Here is a 15230-nt window from a genome sequence, read left to right on the forward strand (position 1 = left end):
GCGGCGGGGTGCATCCCCGCCGCTTCCGGCTTCCCAGTAGCCGAATTCACTCACGGCCGGTGCGGCAGATCTGCGGAATCCAGTGTATGATCCCTCTTGAGGTTTGGCTATCCTAAGCGAGGGCTACATGTCCAAAAGCGGCAATCTGCTGGAGAACACCGCGAAGTCGACGATCCGTGCGGTCTACTCGCGGTCCATGGCGCTGCCACCAGAACGCGACCACTATCCGCAGTTCCCGGCTCGCGTCACCGCAGTCACCGACCTGACGCCGGCGTTCCGCCGCGTCACGATCACAGCCCCGGAGATCTCAGACGTGGCGCTGATGGGTCCGGATGAGTATGTGGGTCTGTTCATGCCGCCGCCCGGGCAGGGCCTGCAGATGCCCGCCTACGCAGGTTTCAACCCACGATCGACGCTTTCGCACATTCCCGAGGCCTCCCGGCCCGACCTGCGGTGGTACACCGTGCGTCAGCAGCGCCGAGAGCTCTCAGAGATCGACATCGACATCGTCAGCCGCGGTCACGACGGTCCCGGCGCCCGCTGGATCACGCGCGTCCAGGCCGGCGATCCCGTCGGCGTGCGGTTCCAGACCGCGCCTTACGGCAGTGCTCCCGATGCTGGGCACCATGTCCTGATCGCCGATGAGACCGGTCTTCCCGGCATGCTCGAGATCCTCGCCGCGCACGCCTCGAATGCCGACCGGCGCTTCAGCGCGATCGTCGAGGTTCCGAGCGAGGATCATGTCCTGCCGGGCACACGCGAGGCTGGCATCACCGTCGTGCACCGCGGCGACGACGTGCCAGGCTCGGCGCTCGCCGCTGAGCTCGGTGAGCTGCAGATGGACGGCATCGACTACGGATGGGTGTGCGCCGAGGCCAAGACCGCCGCGCTCGGACGGCGCTTCCTGGTCAAGGAATGCGATGTCCCCCGCCGTCAGGTGATGAGCTCGGGCTTCTGGAAGGTTGGTCGTGCGCGCCTCTGACACACGAATCCGCAGCGGATCCTCGAAAACCCGCCTCAGCGAACGGCGCTTCCTGCTGCTTCTTGCTCTCTATGCCTCCCAGTACTTCGGCATCGGGTTCCTCATGACCGGCGCTACGGCCATCCTCCGCGAGAAGGGTGTCGCACTCGAATCGCTGGCAGCCGTGAGCGCTTTGGGCATGCTCTGGGCGGTGAAGTTCCTCTGGGCGCCGGTGGTCGACCGATTCGGCCGCAACCGGAAAGGCGGTCACTACCGCAGCTGGCTGCTCGTCCTCCAGCCGCTGCTCGCCTGCGACCTCGTCGCCATCGCCTGCCTGTCGGACGTGCGCGCACAGTTCGGGCTGTTCCTGCTGCTGACGGCCGTCTACATCTTTGTCTCCGCGACGCAGGACGTGGCCGCTGATGCCCTGGCGATCTCCTCGATCCGCAGTGACGAACGCGGATTCGCCAACGGCGTCCAAGTCGCTGGAAACTACATCGGACTCATCGTCGGAGGCGGCTTGACGACCGTGATCTACGGATGGGCCGGCTGGTTCGCCGCCCTCGTGACACTTGCTGTCCTCACCCTCCTGCCGACGCTGCTGATCGCCGTGAGCCCTGAACCCCCAGCCGCCGCCGAGGCGCGGGCCACGCGGGTTTCGGTGAGCACCATCTGGACGGTCGTGCGGCAGCCGGGCGCTGGCAGTTGGATGCTGCTGGTGGTGCCGACATCCTGGGTGGGGCTCACCGCAGGCTACAGTCTCATCACCCCGAGTCTCATCGACCAGGGGTGGAGCGCTGAAGAGACAGCCAGCCTGACGACGCTGCTCGCTGGTGTCTGCGGGACCGTGGCCGCGCTTGCCACAGGAGCACTGATTCAGCGCTTCGGCAGGGAGCGCGTGCTGCTGGTCGGCAGTGCACTGGCGGTTCTCGGGATGGTGGCATTCATCCCCGTCATCTCGGGCGCGGCGTCGACCATCTACATCCTCGCGGTGACGATCGTGTTCTTCCTCGGCTACACCGCCGGTTCCATCCTCGTGTACTCGATCAACATGGACTACTCGCGCCCGGGCAGCGCCGGGTCGGACTACACCACGCTCGCCTCGTTCGCCATGCTCGTGTCCTTCGGCGCCGGTGCGGTCTCCCTGTCTGTGGCCGGCCAGCTGGGGTACGTGTCGGTGTTCGTCGGTTCCAGCATCCTCTATGCCATCGGCGCGGCACTGATCGTATGGCACCAGCGGCGATACCGGACGCAGACGCTCAACCACGGTGCCGGTCGCGACGTGCTGCCGGTCGCGCCCGCCGCTGCGGGGCCCGAATCGGTCGTCAGCACCGCTCTCAGCGCGACTGCACCTGACCGGGAGGAACGTGAACGCTGAACCCGGCGCTTGCGCGTGTTCCGTCGGCGGGGTGCAGGGCCAAGTCGTCCCGGCCGAGGCTTCAGTCGTCTGCGAGGTAACCGGTCTCCGGGTCGATCTCGGCGAGGAAGTCGCGGATCGCCTCGATGTGGTCCTCATCCGTCAGCGTGGAAGGCGGATAGGTCCCGCCAGCAAAGCCGTAGCCCGGATTGGGTCCGGTGAGCCAGTCGTAGTGATACTCCGTGCGCCCCGTCTGCCGGATGCGGAACTGCTCGCCGTCGACGGTGAGCGTGTGCTGCCGATATTTCATGAGCGACCTCTTCCGTGTTCCTCACTGTGGCGGAGCACCTCGAGTGCCGCCATCACCCGCCTCGGCGGGCGGTGGCCGCGGGTGAGGGCGACGACGCCGTTGGCCGGCTGGCGTCGGTGATCGCCACCGACGCCAGCCGGCGACCTTCACCCGAGTACAGGGGAGTGCCCAGCCCGATGAGGATCGTCCAGGCCAGACCGCGGCCGACGAGGTTGCGCACGACATTGGCCGTCGGGCTGCGCCAGCGCACCGAATCCTCGATACCGGCCTGACGCATGACACCGAGGAGGATGTCGCTGACCGGGTGGAGGTCGAGCAGCGCCATCGGTTCTCCCGCCAGTTCCTCCAAGGCCGCCGATTCCCGGCCTGCCAGCCGGTGCCCGGCAGGCAGGAGCAGGTGCGGGCGCGCCTCGCGCAGCGGGTGGATCACCTCGTTGCCTGGCAGCAGGTGAGCGGTGAAGAGCACAGCGACATCGATATCCCCGCCGCGCAGCCGTTCGGTCAGCCCGGCCGATTCGTCTTCGATGCCGACGACCTCAAGATCCGGGTGGTGGGTCAGGCAGTGCTCGATGAGCTCGGGGATCGCCCACGTGGCGATCGTCGGGAAGCACCCGACCCGCAGGGTGCCGTGCACCCGCCCCAGCTCGCCATCGACGGCGTCGGCCAGACCGCTGACTCCGGTGAGGAGCTCGCGGGCGTGTTCGACGGCAGCCAGCCCGGCATCGGTCAGCTGCACACCGCGGGAGCGGCGGCGGACCGTCAGCGGGGCGTCAGGCCTGGGTGAGCAGCAGGAGTGCCAGCAGGCCGGTGACCTCCGCAGATCCAGGCATGAGCTCTGCCAGCACACGCGCGAGCCGGATGGCATCGGCGGTCAGATCATCACGCACATGCTCCTGACCCGTCGAGCGAGCGAACCCCTCGGCGAACAGGAGGTAGACCACCCGCTGCACTCCCGCCAGCCGCTGCGGCAGCAGCGCACGCGGCGGCACATCGAACGAGATGCCCATCGTCCTGATCCGTCGTTTGGCCCGCACGATCCGCTGCTGCATGGTGGGCACCGGGACGAGCAGCCCGTGCGCAACCTCAGCCGTGCTCAGCCCGGCGAGGAATCGCAGCGTCAGCGCAATCTGCTCCTCAGGCGTGAGCGCAGGGTGCGCGCAGGCGAAGAAGAGCCCGAGCCGGTCGTCCGGGATCGAGACATCCGGGGCAGCGACCTGATCGGAGGGATCGCCGACCCCCTCTCCTGGAGGCTCGCGGTTCTGCTGAGCCTCCAGGCGGGGGATCATCCGCAAGCGCGCCTGGTCGCTGCGCAGCGCATCGATGCCCCGCCGTTTGGCGACGGTGATGAGCCAGGCCTCGGGTGAGCGGGGGATTCCGGTGCGCTCCCACGTGCGCAGCGCCTGAACGAGGGCCTCCTGCACCATCTCCTCCGCCAGGTCCAGATCTGACAGATGCCGGGCCACTGCGCCGAGCACGCGGGCCCGTCCCGCAGCGCCCAGGGATTCCACAGCGCTGCGCACTGCCGCCTCGGTCGCGGCATCGGGGAGTCTGGACACCGTTGCGATTCTCAGTACGGAGCCACCGGACGGATCTCCACATGTCCGCCCGGCTTGGAGCCCGGGCTCTTCTTGGCCCAGGCGATCGCCTCATCGAGGTTGTCGACGTCGATGATGTAGGTCCCGCCGACGAATTCCTGGACCTCAGCAAACGGCCCGCTGGAGACCACCCGGTCGCCTGCGGCATTGCCCTCGACCTTCACCGCATGCTCCGGGTCCTCCAAAGCGAACGACGAGACCACCACACCGGCATTCGTGATCTCCTGATCGAAGGCGAAGAACTCTGCAGGATCGGCGCCCCCGTCCTCGCCGCAGTTCGGGTCATCGGTGCGTCCCATCAGCAGAAGTGCGTACTTCATGAGCTTCTCCTCACGTTCTCCCCAGCGTCGCTGCTGAGGTGGATGTTCATCGAACCGGAGGGTCCGACATCATCATGACGGATCGCGCTGGGCGAAATCGACAGCTCTGCAGAAAAGAATTCCGAGCAAGCCTCCGGAGCATCCGCGGCTCACGCATGCGGAAAGGCCCCCGCAAGACATGCGAGGGCCTTCGTGACTGTGGCTCCGACCGGCGTCGATCCGGTGACCTTTCGAGTAAGAATCCTAGGGTTTCCGGGGTTTCTGCGGGGTGCCAGGATCTTCCGTGGACGCTGGTCAACGTTCGAATCCGCTGCCATCGACTGTCGCGGCCTGCCTGCGAATCTCCGGAGTAGATCCGGGGTTGCGGGGAAGTCGATCGGTGAGCACGGTCGTTCCCATACGGGACACACGTGGACTCGGGGCTGACCTGCTGCGACGGACAGCACGCCTCGCCCGCATGGACAGTGCCGCCCTGCCGGGCTAAACTGGAGTCAATCGACCCCCTCCCAAGCCTCTCGGCGATGCTCAAATGGGAGGGGCCTCTTTTGTCCGAGGAGTAGGAGTGAAGCCGAGCCTGACCGTTGCGCAGCAGGTCGAGCTGCTCGCAGAGCGCGGGCTCGTCATCGAGGATCGCGACGAGTGCGCCCGGTTCCTTCGGTCCACGAACTACTACCGGTTCTCCGGCTATGCCCGGTACCTCCAGCGCGCTCCGCACCTCGGAACCAACACGTTCGAACCATCGGCCTCGTTCGAGGCTATCCGTGCCATCTACGACGCTGACGAGGAGCTGCGGGCAGCGCTGACGCGGCCTCTTGCCCTTGCGGAGCTGCTGCTCCGCACCCACGTTGCCAGGGTGATCGCGGATGTCCATGGCGCATATGGCAGCTACCTCGACCGCGATTTCTACACGGATGTCGGTGACGCAGAGCCGACTGTGGAGTCGTGTCTGCGCGACATCGAGCGCAGCCGCGAGCGCCACATCCTTCGCTACCGCGCTCCCGCCAGCAATGCTCCGCGGTACGCGGAGCTGCCGGTGTGGTCAGCGGTCGAGGCGTGGTCGTTCGGGACCTTGTCGAAGGTCGTCGAGCGCGGCGCTCAAAGCTCCTTGGCCAATTCTGTCGCGTCCAGCATCGGCGTCGCACGAGCCGGGTTCGCCTACCGGGTGAGAGCACTCGTCTACCTCCGCAACCGCTGCGCCCACCACAGTCGCCTGTGGCATCACTCGGTGATCGACGCGGGCCCGACGCCGAACAACGTCCGTGCCAAGGCGAAGCGCCTCGCCGGACAGTTCGAACCACGTTCGGTGATCGATGTCGTCGCCTCCCTCAGCGATGTCCTGGTGCGCGGCACCGCGACCCTACCGATCCTGCCCAAACTGGTGGGCCAGCACCGACAGCACGAGCAGTTCTGGGAGGGCCTCGTCCGGCCGGTCTCTCCCCGCGATCACCAGGCGTGACACCGACCTGCCCCGGCAAGACGCGCGCTTCTGATCGGAGAGTTCCGGAGCGTGTGACCCCTTTAGCTGCGCTCGATTAGGCGCTGTGAGGCGGTGTCGTACTCGTAGTCGACGACGTCGCCAGAGGTGATGAGATCGATCGCCTGGGTGATGACGGGGAGGGGCACGTTGAACCATTCGGAGGGCTCGTAGCTTCTGCCATTCTTGCCGATCTGGCTGACCTGTAGCCGAGCGTCCGTGAACACGAGGTGCAGGAGGTGCTCTAGAGCGGAGGTCTTGGGGTTGGAGGTGCGGCAGGTCGCGATGACCTCCACTGGGGCCATGAGGTGGGTGGGTTCCTGCTCCGCACGGGCGATCCGATTTTCAACCGGGCCTCGTGAGAACTCGATCTTGTAGAGGTCGGGAACGCTAGCGATCTGCGGGCCGTCGCTGAGCGAACGCAACACGTAGATGTAGCCAGTCTCCACGTCCTCGGCCAGGACCGACTCGAACGAGGCGGGGACGACGGCCAGGTCGTCGCGTTCTCCCATGCGGATGCCGAGGAACTGCCGGTACATCGCGGACTCGGTGCCGTTCTCGATGATCACCCGGGGCCGTTCCCTGCGGTTCTCACGGACGGTCGACTTCTTGTACTTCGGCTCGCCGACCTCGGCGATGAAGAGCATGACGCCGCTGAGGACGAAGAACGCGCCCTCGACAATGGGGGTGCGGACTCATTTTTGAGCATTAACCCGGGGTTTCTAAGGGGCTGCCGACTGTTAGAAGCCGAAAACCCCCGGTCTCCCGGGGGTTTTCGTGACTGTGGCTCCGACCGGCGTCGATCCGGTGACCTTTCGATTTTCAGTCGAACGCTCTACCAACTGAGCTACAGAGCCAGATCCGCTGGCAGTGAGCGTGGCTCATCTGCCTGCTGATAGAACAAAGGCTCTTCTGAAACAGAAGAGCCGATTGCTCCGCGACCCTGACGGGACTCGAACCCGCGACCTCCGCCGTGACAGGGCGGCGCGCTAACCAACTGCGCCACAGGGCCTTATTCATTTGTGTGCCGGATGAGGCGAACTCCATCCTACACGTACCCCCAACGGGATTCGAACCCGTGTCGCCGCCGTGAAAGGGCGGTGTCCTAGGCCACTAGACGATGGGGGCTTCCGCATCAGTCTCCCGATGGGGCTGTCAGCTCCCGGTTGCCCGGGGCGTGAACCTCCGATAGCTTAGCGCACCTTCTGAGCGTTATGCAAAACGACGCGAGGTTGATTCCTGTGAGGTCGGTCACCGCGGTCGAGGTGGGGTCCGCCGGCTGATTCGGGGGCGCATCTGCTGAACCGAGGCGGGATCCGCCTGCGGGGTCTGCGCTGAACGTGCGGGCCGGGGAGGCTGGACGTCGAGGTATGGATGTGGATCTGCAGGCACTTCTGGGGGCAGGGGCGTCCAGCTCTTCTCTGCGTGATGGTGGCTGTTGGATGCAGAAATGCGCGGTCAGGTGATGTGCGGCGCGAAAACCATCTAAGGCACTGCGAGGGTTGCATGATGAATATCCAGAAAGCGCGCCGGGGATTTGACAATCCGAAACCAATAGGTCAGAGTAGTCTATGCAGGACTTCGTTCGGTGAGGTTCCTGCGCGAACACAGGCCGCTGGTCTGCCGAGTATCGAGAGATGTCGCCAGGCTAGGACAGGTATTCCCGGCTTAAGGGTCTACCCAAAGCGGCTACCGCACCGGCGGTTACGTCGCGCAGAGCCAAAGCTCTTACGTGGGGGCCTGCACAATCACTGCTCACGGCACAGAGGTATCCCTATGCCTCGATGCTGTGCTGGCGCTGCGCGTTCTCTGCGCGCCGAAAACTAGGAGGTGACGGCATGAATAGTCGAAGATCGTCGACTCGGTGTCGACCTCCGGCGTCCCGTTAATACAATCCCTCTTCATTCAAGGGATTGAATATCCGCGCCCAGAAACCCTGAAATCTGCGTTCTTCTGTCGCAATTCTCGCAGGGTTATTCGGCGTGCCCGAAATCTTCCTGAAACGAGAAGGACATTCCCATGGCAACGATCATCTCGAACACCAAAGACACCATGACAGCCCGCAAGGGCGGCAAGACCAGCATCCGCCTGCGCAGCATCCTGCAGGAGAACCTGGAACAGGGTATCGACGCATGGGTTGACGCACCCATGACGCCGAAGCAGAGGGCGAAGGACCTGGCGACGCTCAGCCGGCAGGAACTGTGCTCCTTCACCGCGCAGTTCGGCACTGAGGCGATGGCTCGGGTGCTGCAGAAGGCCACACCCTATGAAGGTCTGATAGCCGTCATCAGCATGAAGCCCACCGACGCCGGCGCGGTGCTGCAGCATCTGTCCCCGTACTACATTGCCGACGGCATACGCAGCCTTGAGGAAACCGAGCGCGCTCTGGTGCTCGGCAGCCTGCCGGACGAAACCCGCATGACGGTGGCGAGCCTCCTGCGGTGGGAGGCCGACACCGCTGGCGGCAACATGACGCCGAGCTTCCTCATGCTCTCTGCACACACCCGCTCGGACGAAGCGCTGAATCAGCTGAGCACTCTGGCTCGCGATGTTGAGGCATCGAGCTACGTCTACCTGGTCGATGTCGAAGGCATGCTCACCGGCGTCGTGTCATTCCGAGGCATCGTCACCGCGGAAAAGGAGACCCCGCTGAGTGACATCTCCACCGCTGTGCTGCAGACCGTCACCCCGGAGACCGACCGTGAGATCGCTGCGCAGATCATTCAGGAGAACGACCTCATGGCGCTGCCGGTTGTGCAGAACGGCCGCCTGCTGGGCGTCATCACGGCTGACCGTGCCGCAGAGATCATGGACACCGAAACCACCGAGGACTTCCACCGAATGAGCTCGGCGGGCTCGCTCACCGAATCCATCAAGAGCGCCTCAGTCTGGATGCTGTACCGCAGCCGAGTCGCCTGGCTGGTCATCCTGGTGTTCGGCAACATCTTCTCCGGCGCCGGCATCGCCTACTACGAAGAACTCATCGAAAGCGTAGTTGCACTCGTGTTCTTCCTGCCGCTGCTCATCGACAGCGGCGGCAACGCAGGCTCCCAGTCGGCGACCCTCATGGTGCGTGCAATCGCGACCGGTGACGTGGTGCTCAAAGACTGGTTCAAGGTGCTCGGCAAGGAGATCATGGTGGCGGCGCTGCTCGGCCTGACGATGGCGGCCGCTGTGTCGGTGCTCGGCGTGGTACGCGGCGGACCCGAGATCGCGCTGGTCGTCGCAGTCACGATGGTGGTTGTCGTGATCATCGGCAGCGTCATCGGCATGTCACTGCCCTTCCTGCTGAGCAAGATCGGTCTCGACCCGGCGAATGCCTCGGCTCCGCTCATCACCAGCATCTGTGACGGCACCGGCGTGCTCATGTACTTCTTCATCGCCAGCCAGTTCCTGCTGTGAGCGGCTGTGGAGGCAGGAGCTGATCCTGCCTCCACAGTCACCTGCCGGGCATGCCTTCAGCGCCGGCAGCGCCACCTCGGCGATCTGCTCGACGGGAACGGCTGCGATCAGCCTCGTGGCGGAGCCCTCGACGGCAGGAGCCTCAGCGGTGCTGATGACGGGGATCAGCTGGGCGACGCGGGCCATGAGCTCGGCATCGGTGACCGCAAGATCGTCGAGGATGAAGGAGAGAGGGGTCCACTGGCCGAACAGGATCCGGCTGCACGAAGCGCTGGACTACCAGACCCCAGCAGAAGTCGAAGCACGGTACGCTGAACCCCTCACCCACCGCGAACCGTCTTTGACAACCATCTGGGAACGAATCCCAGGACGGTTCAGGTCATCGGTGAGCCGTGCGGCCTCAGCGAATGCACGCATCAGACATCACCGGCCGTCGAGGCGCGCACCAGCCGAAGATCCTGGCGAACCTGGTTGTCACGTCACCAGTGAGCCGGTGGCGATGATGTTGCTGCGGTCTGCGGCACAGCCTTTGAGGCGGCCCGATCTCAGTAGACTGGCGCCATGACTTGTGGCCACCCCGAGCATGAGGATCCGGCAGACGGTGAGGAGCTGGAGCCGATCGACGATGCCGCCTTCGAAGCGCTGTACGCGGTCTTCGATGACCTCGTCGACGAGGTCATGCAGGAGCTGCCTGACGGGGTGCTCGACTATATGGACAACGTCGTCCTCTTCGCTGAGGATGAGCCGCCGCCGGAGGAGCCGGACATCCTCGGAGTCTACGACGGGATCCCGCTGACCGAGCGCGGCGATCCGTGGTCCTTCGTGCCCCCGGACGTCATCTTCCTCTATCGGATCAACCTCATCGAGTTCTCCCGCACGGCTGACCGGCTGCGCGAGGAGATCCTCACGACGATCGTCCACGAGATCGCCCACCACCACGGTATCGACGATGAGCGGCTCCACGAGCTCGGCTGGGGCTGACAGGTGAGGGCTGACAGACACGCGGCCGTTGGACACTGGAGCAGTCAGGCACAGTGCCTGACGGATTCCCGGCGCTGGGCGACAAAATCACCCGCCCGAGGTGCTCGATTTCGGCTCTGTGCTTGTCGGAACTCCACAAATGATTGGTCTTCAGCCGGACCGGTACTTTAGAGTAGCTGACGTCCAACGTCCCCACACCGTCAACTCACCCGCCCGTCTCGCCGGTCAGCAGCCTGATCGGCCAGGCAGGCAGGAGGCACAGAATCCCATGTCGATTGCAGCCCGATCACACGCTGCGGCAACCCCCGCTCTGCGCGTGCTCAACCTTGCCGGCATCGATTACTCAGTCCATCAGTTCGACCACGACCCGACCCGACGCCGCTATGGCACTGAAGCCTCTGAGAAGCTCGGCGTCGAATCCGGCCGCATCCTCAAGACCCTCATGATCCATGTGGATCAGCAGCCCGTCGTCGCTTTGGTTCCCGTATCCGGGCAGCTCGACCTCAAAGCGGTCGCAGCCGTGTGCGGCGGCAAGAAGGCTCAGCTCACCGGCATCGCCGAGACCGAGCGCCGCACCGGCTATATGGTCGGCGGCGTCAGCCCGTTCGGGCAGCGCAACTCCTCACCGGTGGTCATGGATCTCTCCGCGCAGGAGTTCTCCACCGTCTACGTCTCCGCCGGACGCCGCGGCATGGAGATCGAACTGCGCCCCGACGACCTCGTCATGCTCACCAATGCGCAGGTCGCCCGTATCGCCAGCCTCGACTGAGCAGCCCCGCAGCCTCGGGAACCCAGCCCCGCTTCGGCACCTCGGGAGTCCTGCCCCGCCGCCGAGGTGGGCCTACCGATAGATCGGATCCCCCGCCTCGGGCGCGGCTTCCCCGGCCGAAACGTCGGCGAGCATCGCCAGGCACGCCTCCACCTCCGCGGCGGGCACGGCCAGCACATGCGTGACGGCGGCGCCGTACTCGCTGTCGATGATCTTCCAGCCGGCCTGCTGGGCCTGCCGCTCAGCCGCGGCCGCGGTGCCGTAGTCCAGCTCCACCCGCACCGGCGTCAGCAGCGTGCGAGTGACGACCGCGGCATCGGTCAGGGCCTCGGACACCGCGCCGCCGTAGGCGCGCACGAGCCCGCCGGCGCCCAGCAAAGTGCCGCCGAAGTAGCGGGTGACCACCGCCACCACATTGGTCAGCTCGTGACCGGTGAGCACCTCCAGGATCGGGGCGCCGGCCGTGCCTGCAGGCTCGCCGTCGTCGTTGAAGCGCTGGGTGCGGCCATCGGGGTCGAGGATGAAGGCCGTGCAGTGGTGGCGTGCCTTCGGATGCGCGCTGCGCTGCTCTTCGATGATCGCCCGAGCGGCCTCCTCGGTCTCGACCGGGGCGACGCGGGAGATGAAGCGCGAGCGCTTGATCTCGATCTCGGCATGCGCCTCCCGGCACAGAGTCTGATAGCCCATGAGCCCCACTGTATCGGCCGAGCACAGCAGAGGGCCCCGGGAGGATTCCCGGGGCCCTCTGGGCTGCTGAGCCTCAGCCGCGGGCTGGCCTCAGCCGCGGATCAGCGGCGGCTCAGCTGTGGTTCGCACCGGCTCAGTGCTGCTGGCGGCGGCGCGCCAGGTAGACGGCCGTGCTGCCGAGGGCGGCGAGGCCGGCTGCAATGCCGCCGGCGAGGCCGAGCTCGGCACCGGTGCGCGGCAGCTCGCCGGCCTCGCCGGTCAGCGGCTTCCAATGGTCCTCATCGCTCGGGCCGGACAGGTAGCCGGTCTCGTGGTCAGCGGTGACGATGAGCAGGGTCTCATCCCAGCTGGAGTTCTCCTCCACCCAGGTGTGCACGGCCTCGACCGAGGCGTTGAAGTCGGCGAGCTCTTCGAGGTTGCCGGTGGTGGCATTCGCATGGCCGGCCCAGTCGATGGCACCGCCTTCGATCATCGTGAAGAAGCCGTCCTCGTCCTGACCGAGCACATTGAGAGCGGCAAGCGACATGCTCTCCAGCGACACGACGTCGTTGAAGGCTGCATCGCCGGGCAGCGGGGCATCGCCTTCGTAGGCCTTGCCCTTCTCACGGCCGTTCTCGGTGTGCGGCTCCTGCTCAGCGAGGCTGGAGCGGTTGAACTGCAGGGTCTCAGCGACCGGGGCGAGACCGAAGACGCGGTCCGGGACATCGGTGCCGTTGGCGATCGCTTCGAGGCTGGCGCTGTCCTCGATGAAAGTGCGCTCAGCGTCATCGGCCAGCAGGCCGATGTACTGCGCTTCGCTCAGCCAATCCCATTTCGGGTCGCGCGGCTGGCCGTCATCGTCGAACTTCGGGTGGCCGCCGCCCATGATGACATCGAGCGAGCCGTCGATCATCTGCTGGGCGATCGCGTGGTTCTCACCGCGGCTGGCGACGTGCGCACCCCAGGCAGCCGGGGTCGCATGTCCGAAGGGCACGGAGGAGACGACGCCGGTGGCGCGGCCGGTCTCATGTGCGTGCTCAGCGACATTGCCGACCTCCTTGAGGTCGCCGTCGACGCCGAGGTAGCCGTTGTGGGTCTTGATGCCGGTGGCCAGGGCCGTGCCCGAGGCGGCGGAGTCGGTCGGGGTGTCATTGGCCCACTCGAAGTCAGCCCAGGCGTCATCGCTGTTGTACTTCGGGGAGTCGAGCGAATAGTGCGACATCGCCATGCGCACGTCGAACTCCTCGTAGATCTGACCGGGGGTGGAGCCGTAGCCGTCCTGCTGGGTGATCTGCTCACCGGGGACGCCTTCGATCTGCCAGTTGGTGGTGCCGTGCTCGTAGAGGTCGGCGGCGTCGACGTGGTTGAAGCCCATGCCGTCGCCGATCATGACGATGATGTTGCGGGGCTCATCAGCGGTATCGGCCAGCGCCGGGACCGCGAAGCCCGAGGTGCCGGCGACCGTGAGGACGGCTGCGCCGCCCAGGTACCGGCCGAGGGAACGTGCGATGCTCATCTGCATTCCTTTGTGTGTGGGGGAGAGGGGCACCGGCAGCGTCCCTGCCGGTGCATCCACCGCACCGGCCCGAGGTTGAAAGCTCCGTGCACACAAATGGAAAGCACGCTGTGAGCTCATGAACGGGCAGTGAACTCCGCTCAAGGATTCCGGAGCGCGCCCGCCGCGCGGTGCGTCCACTGCCCGCCGCGCATCGTCGCCTGCACACCCAGGCCGGCCACCGCCTCGGGAGCGGTCTCCAACGGGTCCCCGCTGAGGATGACGAGATCGGCCAGCGCCCCGCGGGTGAGCATCCCGGCGCGTCCGGCATGCCGGCCGGTCATGCCCATCGCAGTTGCCGCGCCCGAGGTGTAGGCTGCCAGCGCCTGGGAGGCGGTGAGCCGTTCGCTTTCCGGCCCCGAGAGTCGGCCCGAGCGGGTGCGGCGGGTCATGAAGGCGTGCATGCCGCGCAGCACATTGCCGTCAGCGCACGGCCGGTCGGAGCTGCCGGCCAGCAGCACACCGGCGTCGAGGAAGGAGCGGCCGCGGTAGAGCAGATGGGCGCGGTGCTCGCCGATCGCCTCGAGCATCCCATCGCCGATGTTGTCGAAGAACGCCGCCTGCGGGGTGACCGCGATGCCGTACTCGGCCAGCACCGCGAGCTGTTCGGCGCGCACCATCCCGGCGTGCTCGATCCGGTTGGGGAAGGCCGGCGGTCCGCCGGCATCGACGGCAGCAGTGATGTTGGCGATCGCCGCGTCGACGGCGGCATCGCCGATCGCATGCACGGCCAGCGACCAGCCGGAGCGGTAGGCGGCCAGGGTCTGGGCGCGCAGCACCTCGGGGTCGTCCTGCAGATAGCCGGCGTCATCCGCGCCGACATAGTTCTCGCTCAGCGCGGCGGTGCGGCCGGACAGCGCGCCGTCCATGAAGATCTTGACCGGGCCGATGCGGATCTCATCATCGCCGAACCCGGTCACCATCCCGAGGTCGAGGCCGAGCTCCGGAGTGTCGGCGGCATGCCCGGCGATCGGGTGCAGGGCATCGATGACGGGCATGAGCTGGGCGCGGGCGCGCAGCAGCCCGGCCCGCCGAGCCTGCTGGTAGGCGAAGACCTCTAAGGGGGAGTGGCCGATCCAGCCGGCGGCGATCCCGGCCTCACCGAAGCTCGTGATCCCCTCCTTCGCGTAGTGGGCGGTGGCCAGGTCGAGGGCGTGGACGATCGTCTCAACCGAATACGGCCGGATGAGATCCTGCACCTGCGTCTGCGCGGTCTCCTCGACCAGTCCGGTCGGGCGGCCGGATGCGTCACGGACGACCTTGCCGCCGGGCGGATCCGTGTAGCCGGGTTCGAGCATTCCGGCGGCTGTCAGGGCTGCGGTGTTGACGATCGCCGAATGGCCGCTGACCTGCCGCATGAACAGCGGCCGGCCACCGGTGATCCGGTCGAGCACCGCGATGTCCGGATAGCTGCCGGCATAGTCGTGGTGGGAGTACCCGGTCGCCTGCACCCACTCACCGTCAGGCAGCTGCGCTGCTGCGCGTTCGAGGCGCTCATAGACCTCGGCGATGCCGCCCGGGCAGCTCTCGACATCGACGCTCGCGAGGGTGAGCCCGAACCACGTCGTGTGGCAGTGTGCATCGATGAACCCCGGCACCACCGTCGGCGTCGCGGTGCCGGTGAGCTCGGCGGCGTCGATGACCTCACCGGCGGAGGCATAGGAGCCCTCCAGCTCATCATCGAAGGCGACGATCTGTCCGCCGGCGATGCCCACCGCCTCGGGCGCGGGCGGCGCGTCCCCGGCTGCAGCAGCAGTCGCGTCCCCGGCCACCGCCTCGGGCGCGGCGTCTGCCATCGTGTGGATCCGCGCATGGCGGATGATTGTGTCGAGTTGCATGC

The 15230-nt window shown here is 66.3% G+C and carries 14 protein-coding genes, 3 tRNA genes and 1 riboswitch; of the genes, 6 read left to right on the forward strand and 11 right to left on the reverse strand.

Going from position 1 to position 15230, the window contains the following annotated elements; all coding sequences use genetic code 11:
* Positions 1–127 precede the first annotated feature (127 nt).
* Entirely contained in the window at positions 128–982 is an 855-nt protein-coding gene (locus tag ACFFN1_RS03800; protein WP_376838757.1) for a siderophore-interacting protein, read from the forward strand.
* Positions 969–2339 carry an MFS transporter gene (locus ACFFN1_RS03805; protein WP_376838759.1) on the forward strand — a complete coding sequence of 457 codons (1371 nt, stop codon included), beginning with the start codon at positions 969–971 and terminating at the stop codon, positions 2337–2339. The genes ACFFN1_RS03800 and ACFFN1_RS03805 overlap by 14 nt, the downstream gene beginning before the upstream one ends.
* Positions 2340–2400: 61 nt before the next feature.
* Here ACFFN1_RS03805 and ACFFN1_RS03810 read toward each other — a convergent pair whose 3' ends face one another.
* Genes ACFFN1_RS03810 through ACFFN1_RS03825 form a run of 4 tightly spaced genes read right to left on the reverse strand, consistent with a single transcriptional unit; the run spans position 2401 to position 4543 of the window.
* Positions 2401–2628 carry a hypothetical protein gene (locus ACFFN1_RS03810; protein ID WP_376838761.1) on the reverse strand — a complete coding sequence of 76 codons (228 nt, stop codon included), beginning with the start codon at positions 2626–2628 and terminating at the stop codon, positions 2401–2403.
* Positions 2629–2680: 52 nt separating this feature from the next.
* On the reverse strand, positions 2681–3364 hold the full coding sequence (locus ACFFN1_RS03815; protein ID WP_376838763.1) for a LysR substrate-binding domain-containing protein: 684 nt from the start codon (positions 3362–3364) through the stop codon (positions 2681–2683).
* A 34-nt stretch (positions 3365–3398) separates the two neighbouring features.
* Positions 3399–4184, reverse strand: a complete 786-nt coding sequence (locus ACFFN1_RS03820; RefSeq protein ID WP_376838765.1) for an RNA polymerase sigma factor — start codon at positions 4182–4184, stop codon at positions 3399–3401.
* An 11-nt stretch (positions 4185–4195) separates the two neighbouring features.
* On the reverse strand, positions 4196–4543 hold the full coding sequence (locus ACFFN1_RS03825; RefSeq protein ID WP_376838767.1) for a YciI family protein: 348 nt from the start codon (positions 4541–4543) through the stop codon (positions 4196–4198).
* 562 nt (positions 4544–5105) lie between these two features.
* On the opposite strand from ACFFN1_RS03825, the gene ACFFN1_RS03830 reads away from it, so the two are divergent.
* The gene (locus ACFFN1_RS03830) at positions 5106–5999 is read left to right on the forward strand and encodes an Abi family protein (protein ID WP_376838769.1); all 894 of its coding nucleotides are present in this window, start codon (positions 5106–5108) and stop codon (positions 5997–5999) included.
* A 62-nt stretch (positions 6000–6061) separates the two neighbouring features.
* Here the strand turns inward: ACFFN1_RS03830 and ACFFN1_RS03835 are convergent, their stop codons facing one another.
* The 4 genes from ACFFN1_RS03835 to ACFFN1_RS03850 all read right to left on the reverse strand — a co-directional run bounded on the left by ACFFN1_RS03835 (position 6062) and on the right by ACFFN1_RS03850 (position 7145).
* A complete protein-coding gene (locus tag ACFFN1_RS03835) occupies positions 6062–6664 on the reverse strand; it encodes a GIY-YIG nuclease family protein (RefSeq protein WP_376838771.1) in 603 nt (200 codons plus the stop codon).
* A 137-nt stretch (positions 6665–6801) separates the two neighbouring features.
* Positions 6802–6874: transfer RNA gene (locus ACFFN1_RS03840), tRNA-Phe, on the reverse strand.
* Between the two features lie 81 nt (positions 6875–6955).
* A tRNA-Asp gene (locus tag ACFFN1_RS03845) sits at positions 6956–7029 on the reverse strand.
* A gap of 43 nt (positions 7030–7072) precedes the next feature.
* Positions 7073–7145 (reverse strand) — tRNA-Glu (locus tag ACFFN1_RS03850).
* A 445-nt stretch (positions 7146–7590) separates the two neighbouring features.
* Positions 7591–7762: riboswitch (M-box (ykoK) riboswitch) on the forward strand.
* Positions 7763–8036: 274 nt separating this feature from the next.
* Here ACFFN1_RS03850 and mgtE point away from each other — a divergent pair.
* From mgtE to ybaK, 3 genes are all read left to right on the forward strand, one after another.
* Positions 8037–9419 (forward strand): magnesium transporter, encoded by a 1383-nt coding sequence (gene mgtE, locus ACFFN1_RS03855; RefSeq protein ID WP_376838773.1) that lies wholly within the window; start codon positions 8037–8039, stop codon positions 9417–9419.
* A 678-nt stretch (positions 9420–10097) separates the two neighbouring features.
* A complete protein-coding gene (locus ACFFN1_RS03860; protein ID WP_376838830.1) occupies positions 10098–10400 on the forward strand; it encodes a metallopeptidase family protein in 303 nt (100 codons plus the stop codon).
* 268 nt (positions 10401–10668) lie between these two features.
* Complete coding sequence (ybaK, locus tag ACFFN1_RS03865) at positions 10669–11169, forward strand: Cys-tRNA(Pro) deacylase (protein WP_376838775.1); 501 nt, start codon at positions 10669–10671, stop codon at positions 11167–11169.
* A 72-nt stretch (positions 11170–11241) separates the two neighbouring features.
* Here ybaK and ACFFN1_RS03870 read toward each other — a convergent pair whose 3' ends face one another.
* From ACFFN1_RS03870 to ACFFN1_RS03880, 3 genes are all read right to left on the reverse strand, one after another.
* Complete coding sequence (locus ACFFN1_RS03870) at positions 11242–11856, reverse strand: YigZ family protein (protein WP_376838777.1); 615 nt, start codon at positions 11854–11856, stop codon at positions 11242–11244.
* Between the two features lie 133 nt (positions 11857–11989).
* Positions 11990–13351 carry an alkaline phosphatase gene (locus ACFFN1_RS03875; protein WP_376838779.1) on the reverse strand — a complete coding sequence of 454 codons (1362 nt, stop codon included), beginning with the start codon at positions 13349–13351 and terminating at the stop codon, positions 11990–11992.
* 140 nt (positions 13352–13491) lie between these two features.
* On the reverse strand, positions 13492–15228 hold the full coding sequence (locus tag ACFFN1_RS03880) for an amidohydrolase (RefSeq protein ID WP_376838781.1): 1737 nt from the start codon (positions 15226–15228) through the stop codon (positions 13492–13494).
* Positions 15229–15230: the final 2 nt, after the last annotated feature.

Origin of the sequence: Brevibacterium otitidis, from assembly GCF_042429315.1 — a bacterium.
Classification (GTDB): domain Bacteria; phylum Actinomycetota; class Actinomycetes; order Actinomycetales; family Brevibacteriaceae; genus Brevibacterium; species Brevibacterium otitidis.